The 21,229-nt window shown below is 40.1% G+C and carries 18 protein-coding genes; 17 read left to right on the forward strand and 1 reads right to left on the reverse strand.

Features of this window, described 5'->3' with window-relative positions:
* Positions 1–563: 563 nt before the first annotated feature.
* On the reverse strand, positions 564–1,172 hold the full coding sequence (locus tag ABDZ97_RS01380; protein WP_343784317.1) for a hypothetical protein: 609 nt from the start codon (positions 1,170–1,172) through the stop codon (positions 564–566).
* 283 nt (positions 1,173–1,455) lie between these two features.
* Between ABDZ97_RS01380 and ABDZ97_RS01385 the strand changes: the two genes are divergently transcribed.
* The 17 genes from ABDZ97_RS01385 to ABDZ97_RS01465 are packed head-to-tail and all read left to right on the forward strand — an operon-like array spanning position 1,456 to position 21,163.
* A complete protein-coding gene (locus ABDZ97_RS01385; protein WP_343784319.1) occupies positions 1,456–1,989 on the forward strand; it encodes a Pvc16 family protein in 534 nt (177 codons plus the stop codon).
* 26 nt (positions 1,990–2,015) lie between these two features.
* A complete protein-coding gene (locus ABDZ97_RS01390; protein ID WP_343784321.1) occupies positions 2,016–2,675 on the forward strand; it encodes a hypothetical protein in 660 nt (219 codons plus the stop codon).
* A gap of 27 nt (positions 2,676–2,702) precedes the next feature.
* Complete coding sequence (locus ABDZ97_RS01395) at positions 2,703–4,559, forward strand: phage tail sheath family protein (RefSeq protein WP_343784323.1); 1,857 nt, start codon at positions 2,703–2,705, stop codon at positions 4,557–4,559.
* A gap of 33 nt (positions 4,560–4,592) precedes the next feature.
* Positions 4,593–5,042, forward strand: coding sequence for a phage tail protein (locus tag ABDZ97_RS01400; protein ID WP_343784325.1), 450 nt, complete (start codon positions 4,593–4,595; stop codon positions 5,040–5,042).
* Positions 5,043–5,067: 25 nt separating this feature from the next.
* Entirely contained in the window at positions 5,068–5,526 is a 459-nt protein-coding gene (locus ABDZ97_RS01405; RefSeq protein WP_343784327.1) for a phage tail protein, read from the forward strand.
* Positions 5,517–5,678: a hypothetical protein gene (locus ABDZ97_RS01410; protein ID WP_343784329.1), complete on the forward strand. Its 162-nt coding sequence runs from the start codon at positions 5,517–5,519 to the stop codon at positions 5,676–5,678. The genes ABDZ97_RS01405 and ABDZ97_RS01410 overlap by 10 nt, the downstream gene beginning before the upstream one ends.
* Positions 5,678–6,313 carry a CIS tube protein gene (locus ABDZ97_RS01415; protein ID WP_343784331.1) on the forward strand — a complete coding sequence of 212 codons (636 nt, stop codon included), beginning with the start codon at positions 5,678–5,680 and terminating at the stop codon, positions 6,311–6,313. Before ABDZ97_RS01410 ends, ABDZ97_RS01415 begins: the two co-directional genes overlap by 1 nt.
* A gap of 7 nt (positions 6,314–6,320) precedes the next feature.
* On the forward strand, positions 6,321–8,153 hold the full coding sequence (vgrG, locus tag ABDZ97_RS01420; RefSeq protein WP_343784333.1) for a type VI secretion system tip protein VgrG: 1,833 nt from the start codon (positions 6,321–6,323) through the stop codon (positions 8,151–8,153).
* Between the two features lie 17 nt (positions 8,154–8,170).
* Complete coding sequence (locus tag ABDZ97_RS01425; protein WP_343784335.1) at positions 8,171–8,470, forward strand: PAAR domain-containing protein; 300 nt, start codon at positions 8,171–8,173, stop codon at positions 8,468–8,470.
* Positions 8,471–8,869 (forward strand): GPW/gp25 family protein, encoded by a 399-nt coding sequence (locus tag ABDZ97_RS01430; RefSeq protein WP_343784337.1) that lies wholly within the window; start codon positions 8,471–8,473, stop codon positions 8,867–8,869.
* 11 nt (positions 8,870–8,880) lie between these two features.
* Positions 8,881–11,934: a baseplate J/gp47 family protein gene (locus tag ABDZ97_RS01435; RefSeq protein WP_343784339.1), complete on the forward strand. Its 3,054-nt coding sequence runs from the start codon at positions 8,881–8,883 to the stop codon at positions 11,932–11,934.
* Position 11,935: 1 nt separating this feature from the next.
* Positions 11,936–12,676 carry a hypothetical protein gene (locus ABDZ97_RS01440; RefSeq protein WP_343784341.1) on the forward strand — a complete coding sequence of 247 codons (741 nt, stop codon included), beginning with the start codon at positions 11,936–11,938 and terminating at the stop codon, positions 12,674–12,676.
* The gene (locus ABDZ97_RS01445; protein ID WP_343784343.1) at positions 12,648–14,558 is read left to right on the forward strand and encodes a hypothetical protein; all 1,911 of its coding nucleotides are present in this window, start codon (positions 12,648–12,650) and stop codon (positions 14,556–14,558) included. Before ABDZ97_RS01440 ends, ABDZ97_RS01445 begins: the two co-directional genes overlap by 29 nt.
* A gap of 5 nt (positions 14,559–14,563) precedes the next feature.
* Positions 14,564–17,431 (forward strand): contractile injection system tape measure protein, encoded by a 2,868-nt coding sequence (locus ABDZ97_RS01450; protein WP_343784345.1) that lies wholly within the window; start codon positions 14,564–14,566, stop codon positions 17,429–17,431.
* Between the two features lie 11 nt (positions 17,432–17,442).
* Entirely contained in the window at positions 17,443–18,318 is an 876-nt protein-coding gene (locus tag ABDZ97_RS01455) for a hypothetical protein (RefSeq protein ID WP_343784347.1), read from the forward strand.
* A 6-nt stretch (positions 18,319–18,324) separates the two neighbouring features.
* Positions 18,325–19,686, forward strand: coding sequence for an eCIS core domain-containing protein (locus ABDZ97_RS01460; protein ID WP_343784349.1), 1,362 nt, complete (start codon positions 18,325–18,327; stop codon positions 19,684–19,686).
* A 25-nt stretch (positions 19,687–19,711) separates the two neighbouring features.
* Entirely contained in the window at positions 19,712–21,163 is a 1,452-nt protein-coding gene (locus ABDZ97_RS01465; RefSeq protein ID WP_343784351.1) for an eCIS core domain-containing protein, read from the forward strand.
* Positions 21,164–21,229 lie beyond the last annotated feature (66 nt).

Below are 21,229 nucleotides of genomic sequence, written 5' to 3' on the forward strand. Positions count from 1 at the left end.
CAAAAAGTTGAGTGGCAGGAAGAAAATCAGATTCAGAGAAAAATAAACAATAAACACTGAATTGAGCTTCATGTCTGAATAATCGGGTTGTTTTTTTCCGATACCCTCAAACAAATAGCTGATAGCCATAAGCAGTATAAGAAAAGAGCCAACCACCTTTGAATAAGGTTGAAATCTCTCAGGACTACTGGTTCCGGCCAAATACAACTCGATTACAATAAATACAACGGCGGCTGAAGTCAGCAAGATATACTTTTTTTCTTTTCGCCGGAACAGGCAAACAAGGTAAAATGCGGTAAAAAAAACCAACTCAAGTAAGCTGAAAATCAGGATGAACAATAAATTATTCCCGTAAATTTCGCCAATTATCCGGCTAAGGACATCCGTACCAAAACAAATAGCCAGATAAACAAGCAGGAAGCGATATCGTGTCTCCGTAAATTTATAAAAATACGTGCCTATTATGATGCCCAAAAGCAGCAAAACAGGCACTGACAAAGTCGATATGCTCAAAAACCTGAAAAAGGTCATGATTCCGTTGTTGATTACCGATATCTACCGAATTAACAGCTTAACAAATAAAAGCTAGATTCCGGGTACTCTGAATCAAAAGGAGGTACCGGACGCACGGTGTCAAAAAAGCGGGCCTTTTCCTCCTCGTGATCAACGGTAACAAGATCTGCCCGATAACCGGTTATTTCCTCACTGGATACTCTCAGGGCAAAGTAAGTAACATATTTACACGATGCCTTCATGTAAGAAGAAGGAAGATTAAAGGCAAGAAATAGACCATCCGGTGTTTTTGTTTGCTCAGGAACCCATTGCTTATAATGCGTATTCCAGTTATTGATTCTTTTTTTGGCATCCAGCTCACTGATCTCTGGTGTTCCCCCAACGGTTTTAATTACTACGCTTTGTATGATAGCATTAAATAAAGCTTCATCACTACTTTTCTTATCATCTTCTGCAGGGATAAGAAACATATACATAGTTTCTGTTTTGGGGCAAACTCCCGGGTAAACATGAAAGTTGGAGGTTATTTTTTCTCCTTGTGGGATAAAATAAAAAGCATCTCCCTGTCCAAGGTAGCTAAGAACCTTCTCCGGTTCATTTCTGATAGATTTCCAGTACTGAATACAATCGGTTATTTCCGAAAAGCTGTTTAGTTTCATAGTTCATTTGTTTTACTCCGTAAAAATTGCAGTTATCCAAAAATAAGATTTTAAACGCAAAAACAAAGAATAATCAATGTTTGCGAAAGGTTTTTACCTGCATAAAGTATAAACGGAAAAGGAAAAAGAGAAACATTCGGATATCCGGACATTAATTTGCTCTACAAAATTGTACAGCAGGAAACCCCTGTTTTTATAAATCAGGGGTTTTTACCTGTAGTCAATTAAAGAGTATGAGAGAGATTTGTATAACACAAGATTTAGATGTTTTAATCCTTTTGTAATGATTGCAGCAGTAGTAAGTCATATTTCGGAAATTCTTAACGATACGATTAAGCGGGATTTTAATCTAAGCAGGGATATCGTTAAGATTCAGCCGATTGAAGACAAGGTTACTGACGGTGCAATAACGGTTTCACTTCTGAGCATGGAGCGGGATACTTCTGCCGGGATTGCGTTTTCAAAGAAAAATGTTTCGGATAAGTTCAGTAGCAAGGGCAACCCTCCGTGGAACATGAATCTGTATATTCTTGTCTCGGCGGTTTTTCCGCAAAAGCAATACGAGGAAGCACTGCAGCTGATTACACATGCATTGAAAGTTCTCCAGGAAAACCAAATCTTGTTTTTTGAACAGTCGGGAACGCATTTTACGTTGGAACCGGTAAACCTGACACTACAGGAACTGTCCAATGTATGGAGTATTTCCGGAGGATCTTATCACCCATCCATAATCTGTAAAATCAGAACCATTACAATCGATAGCAATACCATTACACAAATTGATTCTTCAATAAACAGAAGGGAGGTTAATGTATGAGTTCTTTTGATCAATATAGTTGCATTTTGTCAGTTCATGTAGAACATGAATACTACGGCGATTCACTAATACCGGTCGAATTGATCCCTGAAGATCAGACGGCGATGTATTTAAGAAAGTATGATATTCAGGTGAAAAGAATGAATAACTCCTGGAATTTGTATAGCTCAACAAGAACCAGTGAATTTTTCAAGGAAGATAATGAGTTTTTGAGCTTTGCGATCAAGCCACTTAACAACACATTTTATTTTGTTTCGGCACAAGTTTCGTCTACTGACCAGGGATGTAAGGTTGTAGAAGAAGCGGTAGGAATTCCCCGAAGAATAGACATTGCTGTTGAGCGAAAAGAAGTGACAGTTAGCATTAGTTCTCTTTCGAAATATTTTGAATACATCGTTTTTCCAACGAAGAATAGCCTGGGTAAAGACTTCACGCTAATAGATGCCAGAAGAATGGTTGAGTTTGACAGTCCCCAGATTATCTTATGGGAGAATGGAGAAAAAGTGTTACAGTTCCTTAGTAAGGACAAAGTAAAACTAACGGAGAAAAGCGCATTCAATCTACGGATGATTGAGAAGTCAAAATTCGGAGAGCGTGTTGTGTTAAGTAATGTACTAAGGCCCAGACCGCAAAGTGCATCGATATACAATCCCCAAAAAGCAATTACAGCCTATTATACGGTTTAATAAATTATAATTAAAAATCAACATGTTATGTGTGCAATGAAAACCCCCGGGGTATATGTTGTTGAAAAAAACGCTTTCCCCAATTCCGTTGTCGAAGTTGCTACTGCTGTCCCGGCTTTTATCGGATATACAAAATTCGCGAAGAATGGCAATAAAACACTCAAAAACACTCCCTGGAGAATCAGCTCTCTTGCTGAGTATGAGTACTATTATGGCGGAGCGCCAACACCAACGTTCGAACTTTCCAAACTGGAAGAAGGAAGCTCGGACTTGCTTATTGATAAAGAGACAGTGAAATCAGCACTTTCTTATTGTAAAGGATTGATTCCTACCGTACGAAAAGCAGTTACCGAATTAGAGAAAATTACAGCTGCATCCGAAAAAGATTCGGAAAATGCAGATAAATATGAACCGCTTATCAATGCTGCAAAGGAAAAGGTTACTAAATCAGTAGAGGCACTGAAAGGAATCGTGACCGATTTTCAGGGAAGCATGACAGAAGCTTATGGTGATGATAATGATATCGTTAAAGGAATAGGCGAAATTGTCGGTCAGATAGGTGATGACGTTACAGCTGAAACAATAAGCGGCGTAGACACGGCCATCGGAGAGTTGATCTTAAAAGTGAATAGCACTTCAACTCCAGCCTTGTACTACGACCTTGCACGAAAAGATGATTACAACCTCTACTATCACTTGCGTTTCTTTTTTGCAAACGGAGGTGGTCCTTGCTATATCGTTTCTGTAGGGAACTACGAGGAAGATCTGGAAAAGGACAAACTGGAAAAAGGAGTGGCTCTTTTACTAAAAGAACAGGAACCGACAATAGTATTGGTTCCGGAAGCCGTTTATCTGAAAGAAGCTCAGGAATGTTACGACATTCAGACTACAGTATTAAAACACTGTGGAGCGGATATGAAAAATAGGGTGGCTCTACTGGATGTATACGGTGGACACAAAGACCGGAATGATGAGTCCGGGGATGTAGTAACCGATTTCCGGGAGAAAATTGGCACTGAGTTTCTTGATTTCGGAGCCGCATACTATCCCTGGTTGAACACATCGATTGTAGCAGACAACGAAGTGAGCTACAAGAATATGCTGGAAAGCTGGGACAACCTGAAACTTTTGTTAGGAGTACACTCCTTATACCTTGGAACCTATATATCACAACTGGAAGAAGTTATTGCCGCAACTAAAAACGAAAAACAAGTCGACCCCAATGAAGAACGCACCCTGCACAAGGTGTTTTCGAAACAAAGCCCGATCTACGCTGCAATTGTAAAGGCAATGCTTCAACAGCTTAACCTCTTACCACCTGCTTCAGCCATGGCAGGAATTTACACACTTGTGGATAGTACGAAAGAAGTGTGGAAAGCACCTGCAAACATAAGTCTCTCCAACGTGACCAGCCCTACCGTGAATATTTCACACACAGACCAGGAGGATTTAAATGTTCCACTAAATGGGAAAGCAGTGAATGCTATCCGCTATTTTGTGGGCGAAGGAGTTAAAGTCTGGGGTGCAAGAACCCTGGACGGAAACTCCCTCGATTGGCGGTACGTGAACGTACGAAGAACAATGATCATGCTTGAGGAATCCATTAAGAATGCAACAAAAGCTTTTGTTTTTGAGCCGAATACAGCAAATACATGGGTGAGTGTACGGAGTATGATAAGCAATTTCCTGAACGGAGTTTGGAAACGGGGAGGATTGGCAGGAGCCAGCCCGGATGATGCGTTTAGTGTTCATATCGGATTGGGAGAAACCATGACTCCGGAAGATATTCTGGAAGGGATCATGCGGATAACGATCCTTGTTGCTGTAGTGCGTCCGGCAGAATTTATCGAGATTACATTCCAGCAGCAGATGCAAAAAAGCTAACACTACAAATTACTAATTATAAATCATTGAATTATGGCAGGAGAAGCACAAGATAATGTATGGCCCTTACCCAAGTTTTACTTTCAGGTAAAACTTGGAGATACGGAAGTCGCTTTTCAGGAAGTATCCGGATTGGATATCGAAGCACAGATCATAGAATACAGACATGGAAACAGCAAAGAGTTTTCTACGATCAAAATGCCCGGAATTAAGAAAACCGGAAATGTGACACTGAAAAAAGGTGTGTTTGTTAAAGACAACGCTTTCTGGGACTGGTTCAACCAGATCAAGATGAATACCATAGAAAGAAAAACAGTGGTAATCAGTTTGCTGGATGAAGAAGGAAACCCGACAATGGTCTGGACATTGAATAATGCCTGGCCAACAAAGATTACCGGTACAGACATGAAGTCTGACGGAAATGAAGTGGCAGTTGAAACAATTGAAGTAGCTCACGAAGGGCTCACAATTGAAAATGGCTGATAATAGATAACAGTAACAGGAAAGAATGGCTGCTAAAGCGAAGGATTGGGAACTCCCCGTTGCGTTTTATTTTCAGGTGCTGATGCAGGGAACAGAATTCTCCTTTAAAGAGGTTTCCGGTTTGACAACAGAGTTGGAAACAGAAACTATTACAGAAGGAGGAAACAACGATTATTCGTATGTTGTTCCCAAGCAGGTAAAGCACGGAAACCTGGTTCTGAAGCGGGCACTGAAACCGTTGAATCAGGATGACGTAAAGTGGTTGTCTACATTCTTTAACGGCAGTCTGACTTTCCCTGTTTCTACGGTTTCTATTACAATTAACTTACTACAAAAAGACGGGAAACCACTATACTCCTGGAATTGTCACAATGCCTACCCTGTAAAATGGGAAACAGAACCGTTGGATTCGGAAAAAAACAACATACTGATTGAGACATTGGAGTTTACGTATACAACAATTGAACGTGTACCATGCCAATAGTCATAAAGGAAATACAAGTAAAAACAACTGTTCAGAAACAACCGGAAACAACTTCGGTTCAGAATGATCAGCTTGTGCTTATCAAGAGGGAAGTAATGCGTGAGGTGAAAGAATACCTGCGCAGAGAACACCTTAGAAAATATGAGCGATAATGGCAGATAAGATAAAGATAGTGAATGCGTATGATGGTGGACAAAATGCTGAATTTGTCACCCAGATTAACCCGGCGTCTGTAAAAATAGGTAAGAAAATTTCCTATGAAAAAATTCAGGCGATGGGAAGGGAAGAGCATCTTGCCCGCTACAAACATCATGAGCCATCTTCACTCTCTTTTGATATATACATGGATGATACAGGTGTCGTTCCCGACAACAAAATGTCTATTCAGGAACGAATAGACCAAATGGAGGAAGCGATATACAAAAAGAAGAAAGATTTGGGAGAGCCTGGCTATGTTATACTGGTTTGGGGAACCATTATCTTTCATGGGCGAGCAGAATCAATAGACATTGATTACACGCTTTTTGCTCCGGACGGGACTCCGCTAAGAGTAAAGATATCTCTTTCGTTTGTGGGGTATTTCAAGGAAAGCTCTTTTAAAGGGTCGGTCTCTCAAACAGCTAATGTGGTTACTTTCCAGTCGGGAGATACATTGGCGGCTAGTTGTGCTAAAATATACGGAGATGCATCGTATTGTGTAGAAGTAGCTGCTCAGAACGGAATGGATAGCATCCGCAATACTCCACCGGGGACTACTGTACAGTTTCCCCCGGTATCACGAAACTAAATAACTTATGGAAGAGAGTACAAGCTATACGGCCCTGTCAGTTTATGATGATCAACCGGAAGAAGGTGCTCTTTCTATTAAAATATACATCAACGGTAAAGAGCTGGACACCAAATATGGGTTGGTTTCAGCCTGGATTCGGAAAGAGGTAAATAAAATTGGTAAAGCAGAACTGAATTTTAAGGCCTGGAGTGAAATCGAGGCAGAAGAGAGTTCGGATAGCGAAAGCAAAGAGTTTACGCCAGGTAATTCTATTCGTATCGAAGCCGGATATATGAGTACAACCAGTGAAGAAGCAGTCTTTGAGGGGATCATTATCTCACAGAATCTGGAGATTGATCAACAGGAAGACGCAATGCTGAAAGTGGAATGCAGGGACTATATGTACCTGTCTACTCTTGTGCCTAAAACCAATGTATTTACAGAGGTTGATGATAAAAAAATCGCGAATACAATTATTGGAAACTACAGCCCAATCGAAGGGTCGGTGACAGGAGCAGACACCAAGCACAATGAGATTACCCAGTATAACACGACCGATTGGGATTTTCTAATTGAACGGATTAGAGACAATGGTCTGTGTATCATCACTGAAGGAAAGAAAATGACGATAGACAAACCGGTACTTTCTGGAAGTCCTGTTTTCAAGTTTACTTTCGGAGATAACATTGTGAGTGTTAAAGGAAAAATGCAGGCTTCCCAACAGCTTTCCAAGGTTCAGGTATTGGCATGGAACAGTAAGGAGCAAAAACTCATGCGGGTAGTTGCCGACAAAGCCTCGGAAAATGACCAGGGAGATTTATCGCCTTCAGATCTGGCCAAAGAAATGGGAGATCAGGAGCTGACCCTTCAGACCAGTGAATATACGGATGATGCAAGCCTGAAAAAGTGGGCAGAAGCGAAACTGCAGGAAACCAACCTGAAAAGGATACAGGGAGATGTTGTTTGCAAAGGAACAGCAAAAATAACGGTTGGTTCGGTCGTCGAAGTCGAAAAAGTGGGCAGACATTTTGATGGGACAGCCTATTGTGGAGCGGTAGAGCACGAAATGAAAGACGGTGGGTGGCTTACCACTGCTTGTATGGGATATCCGGATGATGGTTCATCGGCAACAGGGAGCTCCGGAAAAGCGAAAAACAAACAGGACAAAACCTCTGCTATAAAGGGGCTACAAATAGGGAAAGTCGTACAGATTGATAAAGATCCGTCAAAAGAATACAACATCCAGGTTGAAGTTCCCCTGTTTGAGAGTGAAGACCCGAATAAAGTTTGGGCAAGACTGAGTACTTTCTGGGCAAGTGATCAATACGGAGCATTCTTTTTACCGGATGTCGGAGATGAGGTTATTCTGGGCTTTTTAGATGATGACCCCAATAAGCCTGTGATTTTAGGGAGTATGTATAGTAGTAAACTTCCCCCTGCAAATACACCGGACCAGAAAAACAATATTCGGAGTATCGTAACCAAATCGCAGATGAAACTGGAGTTTGAGGAAGAGAAAAAGAGTATAACACTTATCACTCCGGGAAAGAATAGCATTGAAATCAGCGATGATGGTAAAAGTATAAAGCTAACGGATCAGAATAGTAACAAAATTGAAATGACAGATAGCGGAATTGTTATCGAGTCAGCAAAAGGGATCACGCTCAAGGCCAAAACAGATGTAACCATTGATGCAGGAACAAGTGTTGATATAAAAGGCAAGTCAGCAGTTAACTTAAAAGGGGCCAACATAGAAGCGAAAGCAGACATTGCTTTTACAGGAAAGGGAAGCGCATCGGCAGAATTATCCGCAGGTGGGCAAACTGTCGTAAAAGGAGCAATGGTCATGATTAATTAATAAAGTGAGAATAAATAATGCAACCGGCAGCTAGAATAACAGATATGCACGTATGCCCGATGGTAACACCGGGTCTCCCTCCGATACCCCATGTCGGAGGTCCGGTTTCGGGACCGGGAGTTCCGACAGTGCTGATTGGTAAACTGCCTGCGGCAGTCATGGGAGACATGTGCGTTTGTGTTGGTCCTCCTGACAGTATAGTAAAAGGTTCGGCGACTGTAATGATTGGTGGTAAACCAGCAGCAAGAATGGGAGACACATGTGCCCATGGAGGAACCATAGCACTTGGTTGTATGACGGTAATGATAGGAGGATAAATGAAAGACAAAGAATTTTTAGGTATAGGCTGGGAGTTTCCTCCCTCCTTTGATAACCTGGGAATACAGTTGTCGGAGAGAGAGGAAGATATTAAGGAAAGTCTTCGGATTTTACTTACTACTACTAAAGGAGAGCGGGTTTTTCGCCCTGAATACGGATGTAATATCCGTAGATGGGTTTTTTCTAAGATGAACCGTTCTGAAAAGACACTGATTATTGATACGATAAAACAGGCGATCACGAAAGGGGAACCAAGAGTAACAGTAACCAACATTGATATAGAGATAAGAGAAGAACAGGACGGCATTTTGTGGATACAGATAGAATATCTGATTAATGCTACAAACAGCCCGGATAATATGGTCTTTCCCTTTTATTTCAGAGAGGGAGAGGGCTAAAAAAGACGATAATGTGGGATAACGACGGATTGAGTAATGATAACAGGCGGAGGCGTGTTTCATCGCTTCGGTATCCGGACTTGTTGGATAACAAGCTCGGCGAACTGTTACGTCAATCTGTTTCGATAGCTTCTTTCCTTAAATTTCACCCGACTACCAGTAATTCCGGGATACAACCACAAGGACATTTTGATCAACTTCTGACCCGTCTTATAGGAGAAAAAGTAGATAAAAATCTTGAAAAAAGAATAAAAAAGGGGGAAATGGAACCCTCTTTGGCAGTGCTTCTCAATTTTTTGGAGAACCTTTCGGCGACGACGGAAAAATTCAATACACGTTGGGAAGAGTACCCGGCCTGGTATCTTGAAAAAGTGTTAAAAGTAAAACCTCTCCCGGCTGTGGGAGATAAGGTATGGGTTACGTTTAACGGCTCAGGAGAAGAATCGTTTACAATTCCCAAAAACACAAGGTTCAAGGTTAATAAAGAAGAGAACAAAACAGCCTATTATGAACTGGTAGAAGACACTACGGTTCATGCAATTCGAATCAAAGAATTATACCTTTTAGAAGTAAACAAAAAAAAAGAAAACAAGGAAAAACCTTATCCGGTGACATCTCTTTCTTTGACAGAACTTGGATTACAGGATGCTGTCGTAACAACTAAGCAAAGAAAGATGTGTCGATCAGGAATACGGATAAATTCTCCGGTATTGTTGCTTCGTGAGGGAAGCAGAGCCGTGACAACCACGTTTATTCCCAGAAATTCCGGATGGAAAGAAGAATTGAAAATAACCTCTTTTAATGCTGTTTTTCAACTTACAATCAGCACAGAAGAAGGCTGGGAGGAAATAGAAACCTATACAGTAACCGAAAAAGAAGGAAAACTAATTGTTGATTTTCGGTTGCCGGATTTTTTTCCGTCTACAGCACCCTGTACGTACGAAGTACATCAGTTTGAATCCACTTACCCGGCAATCAATTTTTATATCAATTACGATGCGGTTGACAGTCAGCAATCCTCCCTGGAAAAATTTCTTCTGAATCAGGTTCATATAAAGACGAAAGTTGAAGCTGTAAGCAATATACAGGTGTATAATGAATTAGGTAAAATTGATAATTCAAAACCCTTTTCACCTTTTGGAATAGCATCAGAAAAAGGAGCCTGGTTTACTATTGGTAATTATGAGATGAATGTGAAAGACACAAAAAGTCTTCACATCAACTTTTTTTGGGAAAAACTTCCTGAACATCCTATGGGAATGGAAGGGTATTATGACGGATACGGAGAAAACATCACGAATGATTCATTCGAAATATCTGTAAGATACCTTTCTGATTTTCAATGGAGAAAAGTAAGAGGAGAATACGAATTCCCTCTTTTTTCTTCGGAAAAAGAAAGTAAAAAACTGATAAACTGGAGTTGTATTGGTCCTATTGATGTTGAAAAAATGCCCGTTATTGGTCAGGAGGAGGAAGAATATGAATATTCGCTCCAATCCCGGCACGGCTTTCTGAACTTTACACTTACCCGACCGGATATGGGGTTTGGAGAAACGGTTCATCGGCGCGTATTCGCAGAACAAATGATGAAAAACAGCAGGAGGAAACAAAAATACCCTTCTGTACTTCCTCCTTTGCAACCTAAACTGAAAAGAATTACGCTAGATTATGAAGCGGAAGATAGTATTGACATTCGGATCGGAACCGGAAAAGGAGTGAGTATGATTCAACCCATTGTTCCGTTGGATAATGTGGTATCCCGAAAAAACTATCAACAGGAGACCATTTCTTTTGTACCTGATCAGGAAGACCGGAACCTCCTACTCGCACTCGAGAATATTCGTCCCGGAATGTTAGTGAATTTGTTTTTTGAAGTAGCTCCCAGAGAATATAAAGACTTACGCAATAATTCATTACACCTTCAGCGGCAGGAGCTGAAACAGATCAGAATGTATATTGGTAATCCCGGAAACTGGCAAAAAATGCCACTTTCGTTTATTTGCAAAGATGAGACAATTGCCTTATTGATCAGTGGAAGGATTCAGTTGCAATTTCCTGAAGTGCTGTCTGAGCATCTGTATGATGACAGGGGGTTATTATGGTTGAAAATTAGCTATGACAATGTAAAAGATGTGATTTTCCCGGATTTAAAAGCTGTTTTTGTAAATGCAGCCAGATTGGAAATGTCGTTGCCGGAGGATCCGGCAGACTGGACGGAGATCAACAGCGGGAGTGGTGAACTTTCGGAAGACACACTTATTCCGGAACTGGGAGGAATTACTGGAATTTCACCTTTTTATGGAGGACGGACACAGGAAGATGCGGACGAAATGCTGATGAGAATTTCGGAGTACACTACCCATAAGGGACGAGCAGTCACTCCAAGAGATTACGAACGACTTATTCTTCAGGAATTTCCCGAAGTAGCCAAAGTAAAATGCATTGTTAACAAGGGTGGAAAAAGAGATAAAAGTATTCACCTTGTAGTGCTCCCCAAAAACACAGGGGTTTTTGGTAATCCTTTACGACCGTTGACACCACCGCATTTACTCTTTTATATTGAAAAATACGTTCGGGGAATTTCGTCTTCCTATGTACAGAGAATCAACGTGATTAATCCGGTTTACGAAGAAGTAATCATTCGTTGCAGAATTGAACCGGTAGGATACTTTTCGGTGAAACGAAGAAAGCAACTCACAGAAAGGATAAACCAATTCATTGCTCCCTGGCGCTATACCGGGGAGCTTCCGGCTTTTGGTTATGTGATTGATCTTGAGAAAATGTACCATGCGATTCATGAAGAATTCGGTTCGGAAATAGAGATTTCCGAGTTTTCGGCAATTCGTATTGAGAAGGAAAAAGAGAGTTTCGTTTTACACGACTTTTTGTATAAAAAACCCGGAGAAGGTGATTCTGAAACCATAATTTATCCCACTGAGGCACATAGTGTTTTTATTCCTGCCAACGATCACATTTTCTACAGGAAAGGAGAAGAAATTCCGGACATATTCGGGATTCATGAAATGAAAATTGGGGAGAGTTTTATCGTCCAAAAAAAGAAATAATATGGCAATACGAAGCAGACAAATATTGAAAGATTTTTTTAGTGATGGAAAACGACCTTCACAGGAAGAGTTCAGAGATTTAATTGATTCGGCAGTCAACATTCTTGATGATGGCTACTCGAAAGATGCAAAAGACGGATTAAAGCTCGCACCCAAAAACGATAGTAATACCTTACTGTCAATGTGCACAAAGTCAGGAGCACCACCTTCCTGGATATTTACAATTAATGATGCGGAAGACCTGCTCATTGAGCGGAACACTCAGGGACATACACATGATGATTCAGAAGGAGATAGAGAACCTTCCATTCTGCTGAATGCTCCAAAAACAACAGTCATAGGAGATATTGAAATCAGAGGAATAAAAAAAGGAACTTCCGTTACACCCGAATTTGCACCGGTGGCAGATGGAAAATGGCATGATATTACAGGAGACCTGTATGGAATGTATGCGATGGAAATCATGGCCTCCGTTTGCGGAAAAAAAGGATCGGGGGAGTATGCTGTTTTAATGGCCTGGGCAACCAATTGCTATGGAAGCCATAACCGAATCCGTCGACTTCAATCACATTTTGGTTTTTTCGGACATAAACTAAAGTTGAGATGGAAGAAAGGAAAAAATCAGGCTTGTCGCCTACAGATAAAAACCCGATTGAGATACAAAGCCGGACAGGCACAGCCAATAGATTGTCACATCACATACCTGCATAAGTATGAACGAACTGCATCTGAAAAAGCGTAAGAAGGACGAAAACTATTATAGTGAACTCCAGGAAAGAACCCGGTTGCGACTGGCGGAACTTAGTGGAAAGGTATGGACGGACTTTAATGTACATGATCCGGGAGTTACCATTTCCGACTACCTGAATTACGCTTTGTATGATCTGGACTATCGTTTACAATTTCCTTTTGAGTCGTATCTCTTCTCATCCGATCAGGACAAAGATTTCACCCAAAAAGGACTTTTTGCACGCGAGGACATATATGTTAGTATATCTCCGGAAACGGGCAGAGAAAAGGTGCGAAAAAGTATCGTTACTACTGAAGACTATGAAGAATTGTTTCTGAAAGAACATGCTGACATTCTGTATCAGTGCCGGGTTCGGTTTGATAGGGAGGTTGAAAAATATAAAATAGACCTCTTTCCGCGATATGATGGTTTAGATGAGGAAGAGCAGAATGAAATTATCCGCACAGTAAAAAGAACCTACCACAAGAACAGAAATATCGGTGAAAACATATACAGTATTTGTGTACGGGATAAACAGGACGGAAAACTACACAAAGGATACAGACGGAAATCTTCTTACGAGTTTCCGGAATTTGCGAATGAAGAGACCGTTGAGAATAAAATAAAACCGTTTTCGGCTAATTACCACACCATTCAGAATGATTTTCCGGAGAATTATGGAATAGGAGAAAGAGGGATCCCCGATCAGGAAAACACGGAATATGTACACAAAGTGTTACAGTTGAAAGCGTACCTCCTGATGTTTGATCAATTGATGGCAGATCAGCTGCAACAAGCGAAGAATGTTTCTGAATTATTTGACCTTTCGGAAAAGATTCCTGCAACGCGATTACCTGAGGTCTCTATCGTTGACGGCGATCGGATAGTAGATCCTGCTAAAAGACAGCGGGTTGTTGAAGAAATCCAGGAAAAGATGTTCTATCACACACAGAAGTTTCGCTACCTGAATTTGTTAGATGTCATATACGGAGAAGATACACGCACCTTGTTTGGAAAGAAAAACATTCCGGAACTGAATAAGAAAAGAGCACTTCTCTTGCAGTCGTTACCTAAAATAAATGAAGCACGATTCCGGTCACTTAACATATTTGAACCCAACAGTATTCCGGTTATACAACACCTGATAGAAACCATTGACGGAGATGAAGTGTCTGATCGTCCCGTACACTATGACGGTGTCCGGGTATTGACAGACGAAGATTTTTTTGATCGTTATCGTTTTCTCCTGAGCCCCTACAGGGATTACATATCGGAAGAAATAAGCTTTACAGATGTTCCTGACAGAAAGGTTCTTTACAACAAAGAAAGGTGGTTTGGTATTTTGCGACTACACATGAATCTTGTTTGGTATGGAGTGCTTTTTGAAAGTTTTCTGGTGTACGGAACAGAAATCGAAAACTACAAAATCATGGAAGCATCCGATGAATATTTGTTGGTTTTCTTTCACCCTGAAAAAAAGATAGGAATCAATATGAGCTTGTTTTTTTCAGATAGAGAAAGATTGATAGAAATGACCCATCTTTTTCTGGCGTATCTCCGAAAGATAAAAAACGAAGGAAATATGCAATCGTTTTATCTGTTAGAGCATATTCTTTTAGATGAGACAGACCCGGAAGAGAACAGCAAAGTTTCTATTGTCATTTCAGAAAATGAACGAACAGAACGAACGGAAATCATGTTGAGAGAGCGTTTGCCGGCACATTTACAAATCACCCTCTATTACCTGCATCCGGAAGCCCACGAGAATTTTCATCTGATCTACTTTGGATGGAGAAAAGCGTTGGCAGAGGAAAATAATGCTGATGAAAAAACCTACGCAACTGCCTTGCGGGCATTTTTAACACATGTAAAAGATACAGCAAAAGAAATATGAATCAGGTGCAAAAAATAGTATTCCGGTTTTTAGGTGAGAACGAATCCTTTTTTCGGTCTCTCTATGGACAGTGGGATCATTTTTGGATCAGCAACCTGGAAAAGTCAACCGATAAAATACTGACAAAACTGGATGACCCTTCCTATAACATTGAACTGGATTCTCTTGAATTGGAATTGGGATCGGTTTCCGAAAGTCAATTTAACCGACATTTCTTACGAATGTATGAAGAACAACTGGAAAACGCTCTTTTGAAACAACTTTATGAAGATGCACACAAAACAGTTCGAAAGACACCAATTCATCAAAGAAAATCCGCTTTATTGTTTCATTTTTTACTGCATGGTTCTCTTCCGTGGAGTACCATTTCTGATAGCAGAGATATCAATGCATTATTTATTTCTGTGGCAAAAAATGAGTCCGGAGCACTGCGGAAATTTTTGCAAACGTATGGCCATTATACAGGACTTCAACAACGATTGGTATTTCAGTTAGAAGATAAAGCACTGGAAGAAGGTATCAGGGTAATGGCTTCCGGAGAAAGTCATTTCGTTATTTCTTATGTGCGTTTCGTACAATCCCGACATCGCAAAATACAAACTCCCCAAATCAGTCAGACACCTTATCACAAAACCGTTTGGCAGGTTGTTTATGCCTGGTTATTGACGAATCGGAGTTCTTTTTTCAACAAGAAAGTATTTCTGCAACAAACGATTCAGCAATTGGCACAAAGGTATCGGATGACCTATTCGGATCTGTTGTATTTACTCCTCATTCGTCCGGATCTGGAACCCGGATATCCGGTAGAATTGATGACATTGTTGAAAACACTCAGGGATGATGAGCAGAAGGAGATCGAGAGCGGTGTAACGGATTGGAAAAAGTTATATGACTTGCTCAGAATAGCAGGAAAAGAACAATCCGCCTGGATTGTAAGCCAAAACCAGAAAGAACAATTGATTCGGATACTGAAAAAAGAGGATAATTACCACTTTTTGCAATTGCTTAAAGAACGTCAGATATTAGGATTGGTAAAAGAATTACTGCCGCAAGAACATGAGTTTGTAAAAACCTATGCACATGAATTGGAGCAACATAAAGACAAAGGTATGTTGCAGGGGAAAGCGGGAAGTGAATTCCGACTGGTGAAGTGGCAAATTATTTTCCCTGTATTATTAGAAAATAATGGAACAGGATTCAACAGGCGTCATTTTGTCTGGCGGGTTATTCAAAAAGTGGCGGCGCATTACAATCTGAAAGATTCGGATGTATTGTATTACCTGTACGAGCAGGGAGTTGCAGAAGGGATGAGTAAAGAACTCATAATGCTTCTCCGGGAAATCTATCTGGAGGTAAAAGAGAAAGAAGTAATAAACACAAAAAGCATATTTTTTGAACAATCTGCTCAGGAAATCGTGCAATATCTTTTTACCAACAAAAGCTTACCACAGATAGCGCGTGAACAGTTACAGCGTTTTATTAAAGACGAGACAAAGAGAAATCAACTGATCGGTAACTTTACCGAAAGTCAGCACCAGCAACTAGTCATAACGCTATACCGGAAAGAGAGTGCTTTTATTCTTTCTTATGCCAAATCAATTGACAGGCAGGAAAACAAAGGAATTCTACAGGGAAAAACAGCCGGAAATTACAAAGCCCTTAAATGGCAGTTTATCCATAGTGTATTACTTGAGCCCAAAAATCAGGTGTTTAATAAGCGGTATTTCGTTGAAAAAGTAATCCGGAAAATTGCGGCGCATCACAACGTAAAAACAGAAGAATTGATCCTTCTTTTTTATACAGAAACACAAAATAAAGCATTCACCCTACCTTTTGATCTGACGCAGGTACTGAAAGAGTTATACGACAAAACAAAGGTGAACCAAACGGAGGTGACGGATAAAAATAAAGTCGAATTCCTGAAAGAAGAAAGCGATGAAAAACGGAGTAAGGCAAAGCAATTGTTGATCAGGTACTTTGGACAGGACATCCGTACTGAAAGGTTGATTGATGCACTCATCCGACAACCTGATTTTGTATTGTATCTGGAACCCGTTTTACGATTAGAAAAAGAGTTGAGACAGATTGTAAAATCGTGTTTTCAACAGGAAATAGACAAACGGTTTATACTAACAATTTTGTTGCGTTTGTCGACATATCCGGATCGCCTGAGTATAGTAGACATTGCATTGAAAATAATCATAGAACTATTGCAGAAAGGAACAAGCAGTGAACAACAAGCTTTAGAAAAACAAATACTGAAACTGGCAGAGAAAGATGATCTGTTAAAGGAAACCCTGAAAAAGAAAAGTCAGTTATTGGATGTGACTTCGCAAGAATTGCAGGAAGAAGACCTTCTGATAGAATCCGGAGACCTTCCCTTATCGTTTATTTACAATGCTGGTTTGATTCTTTTGGCTCCTTTTCTTCCACGCCTATTCAATCGGTTAGAGTTAACGGAAAAAGGAAAATTCAAAGATAGAGAGGCAAAAGTAAAAGCATTATTTCTGATGCAGTATGCTGTTTTCGGAACCACAGATTTTCCGGAACACGAACTGCAACTCAATAAACTTCTGGTAGGGTTTAAAACGGGTATTCCTGTTCCGCGTTCAGTTGTACTGACGGAAGAAGAAATGCAGGTAACTGACGGAATGTTACAAGGAGTAGTTCAACACTGGAGTAAAGTGAAAACGATTGATGGTTTGCGGGAAGGTTTTTTGCAGCGGGAAGGAAGGTTAGAAGAACAGGAAGAACAAATAGACCTTATTGTTGAAAGCAAAGCATTTGATGTTTTACTGGACAATATCCCGTGGAATTTTAAAACAACAAAATTCAGTTGGATGGAAAAACCCATTCAGGTGAGTTGGAGGTAAAAAGAGAACGTATGAAAACAATGATCCAACAAAAAAACATGTCCCAACCTGAAAAAAGTCAGTCGGGAAAACAAAGTACGTTACCAACAGTTTTACAGGCGTATAAGGATAGGATCACGCAACGCCAATCAGTAGAAGAAGAGGAACTGTTACAACCGAAGTTTGATCCTTCTCAGATGAAACAAAATAGTATGCAATTCCATACACAATCTAATGTTGTCCAAAGAAAAGCGTCAAGGGAACCAATACAGTTAAAAACACAGATTCTTTCACAACAAGATCAACAGTACAACTTTGGTACCGGAAGTATAAACGTTGGGAAATTTGTGGAAGTAGGACTGGATCCAAACGATATGCACCAGGGACAAAGTGCTAATCTCAACACTGCTCAGGATGATATGATGTCAGCAATTAGAAGTAAATGGGGAATTACAGGCGGAGGATTAGTGAAGGGACATTTGTGGAATGATAATCTCGGTGGAAGTGCCATGAATTATAATTTGTACCCGATCACGAAGGCTGCTAATAGCGACCATTTGGGATACGTTGAAAATAAAGCAAAAGAATATGTTTGGAATAAACAACCTATTTATTATCGAGTTGAAGTTGATGCAAACCCGGTAATTACTGACCCCAAAGCTGATTTTGACTGTGAAATACGTTCATGGGATCCTACGACAGGAAAGCTAGGTTCACGATTGTTTGGACCGGTGACTATTGAATCAGATTTAAATAATGTAGGGGCCTATAATGAAGCCTATGAAACTTATACAGGTAACACTGCAGACAGGCAAAAAAGACCTAAAAAACCGAAATGGGCTCAAAACCCGAAGACACGTGTTGGTGAATTGACAAAGCAAGAGTTGAAGGAAAGGCAAAACCAATAGATAAAGATGAAAACATTAAAAAACACTTCATATCAAAACAAGCAACACGGAACGGTGCAGAACAAGATGGAACAACAATCATCTAAAGCATCTATTCTTCAACTCTACAAAGATAGAATTGATCAAATGCAGGTTGTAAGTGAGGGGGGAGTTCCGCTCCAACGTCAATCCAACAATACTGGTTTACCCGACAACCTGAAAAGTGGAATCGAAAACCTTTCCGGTTACAGTATGGACGATGTAAAAGTGCACTACAATTCCTCGGAGCCGGCAACTTTGCAGGCACACGCGTATGCTCAGGGAACAGATATTCACGTTGCACCCGGACAGGAAAAACACCTTGCTCACGAGGCCTGGCACGTTGTACAACAAAAGCAGGGGAGAGTAAAACCAACCATGCAAATGAAAGGAACAGTTCCTGTAAATGATGATGGGGGATTAGAAAAAGAAGCAGATGTGATGGGGAGTAAGGCACAACAATCACAAACGATTCAAAGACAACCATGGAGCCTAGAAGACCTTGATGGTAAAAGTACAGATGTTGAATGGACAACGACCAATTTGAAAGGAAGTACCGTAGGAGTAAAAATGGTTGCAAATCCACTTGGACCTGAGCATTTACAAGGCGGTCCTCCTAAATCATCATCGTTGAAAAAGGTGATGTCTAAACTTCCTACAAACCCCAAGTTGCCAAATAATCAAAAATATATTCGGGGACATCTTTTGAACGATAATGTAGGAGGTCCGGGTGAGGATTACAATCTGTTTCCGATTACTGCAAACGCAAATAAAGAACATGAAAACAAAATAGAAAGTGTAGTTAAGCAGTGGGTTAATAATGAAAAACAATGGGTAAAGTATGAGGTTGATGTTAGCTATGACAAAAAGAAGAATGGTCATATAGATAGTGTGTTTGATTGTAATGCAGAAGTTCTGGGGTCTTCTAAGGCTGTACGGGCAAGGATAACATCGGAATTTGATGAAACACATACTGGAAAAGCAAAGAAAACAAGAGGAGATAACCTTGCGATAGGAAAGCAAGCGGCCAAATTTAATCCGTTGTGGTCAAAAACAAAGACTAAAACAGCTGCTTTGGATAAGGATGTTATAGAAACATTGAATTTTCTTTTTAGTGTTTACCCACAGGAAACAAGAAGTTATTTATTGTCTCTTAGAGGTGTTGGTGATGAATCTGTCAATGCAATTGAAAGTAGTCTGGAAGAAGACATTATAGATATGAACAGCTTTGCCGGAAGAGAAATTAGGGCTTATAACAGAATTTTTAAGTATGAGGATTTATTGGGAGAGCTAGGGGGACTTTTTCTAGACCTGATGGACGATGAGGATTCTATGGAATTGGAGGAGTAATAATTCAAATCAAAATAGTTGAATAATGAAAGCAGCAGTAAACAAATCAGAACCGATTCAAAGTAAGGAGAAAAGCGCATCTAATCAAAAAGGAATAGGCAGCGTTTTACAAGCCTATAAGGAGGGGATGACGCAGCTTCAATCTTTGGAGAAAGAACCTGTACAACGTAAACCGAATAACACAGGACTTCCCGACAACCTGAAAAGTGGAATCGAAAACCTTTCCGGTTACAGTATGGACGATGTAAAAGTGCACTACAATTCCTCCCAACCGGCAACTTTGCAGGCACATGCGTACGCACAGGGAACAGATATTCACGTTGCACCCGGACAGGAAAAACACCTTGCTCATGAGGCCTGGCACGTTGTACAACAAAAGCAGGGGAGAGTGAAACCAACCATGCAAATGAAAGGAACAGTTCCTGTAAATGATGATGCAGGATTAGAAAAAGAAGCAGATGTGATGGGGGCTAAGGCGCTACAAATGAAAAGTTCCAATTCAGAAAACAAACTAGTTTCTAATAATAATTCGAATTTATTACAATTAAAATCTGAAGTTGTTTGGAATTCACAACAATTCAATTATCTCGATAGAAACGGAGAAAGGAAAACAAAAGAAGTTGGAGGATCAATGACTGCTATGCTTGATCCAGATACTCCTATTAAAGGAGCAAATGCAAAATCTACCTTTCAAAAGGATATGTATGATGATCTTAAATTGTACTGGAACCCTGGAGCTAAATATTGGGTTCGCGGACACTTACTTAATGCAAATTTAGGTGGTCCTAATGTAGCTCCAAATCTCTTTCCAATTACCGGGCATGCAAATGGTGATCATCTTAATTATGTAGAAAATCATGTTAAGAACTGGATAATTGGCGGGAAGAAAGTAAAATATTCAGTAATAGCAAAACAGGAGACAGGTGACGTAACTATTGGTCAAGAATCTGTTCCTAATGCAGCAGGTTCATTAAATTGTCAGGCAGAAATAATTGGAGAGGACAAAAAAATAAGTAGGTTAATAAAGTCTGAACCCGTTCAGAGACCGAGTAAAAATGGAGCAGTACTTGCAGGACATACTTCTAGCTGGCAACGAAATGAATTTCAGGGCGACAACCAATATGATAAGCTCTTTATTGATTGGACCGAAGATCAATTAAAATTCACTCTTCATCTAATTAACAATAATTTTAATTATCGCGATGCAATTAGTTCTGTACCAATAACATTAGATGAACTAGGGGCAATTCATGATACACTAAATGAAATAAAATCTATAATCGAAAATGAATCTGAAGATCATGATTTGAATGATGGAGAATCTTCCGATACACAAACGGATACTGTTGGAAGTCAAGTAATAAATGCAGCATTAAAAGAATGGCTACAAACTAGTTTTTCTGATTCAAAAGCTGAAGAGTGGCTGACGGCTAAACGTGATAGTAACACGATAAATGAGTATAAGTATAGTTCTTGAAAATAAACTAATTAATATATTCTGAAATCCAGATTTGAAAAAGAAGGGGGACATTATCCTAAATAA

Source organism: Wandonia haliotis (assembly GCF_039523435.1).
In the GTDB taxonomy this organism is placed as follows: Bacteria; Bacteroidota; Bacteroidia; order Flavobacteriales_D; family Crocinitomicaceae; genus Wandonia; species Wandonia haliotis.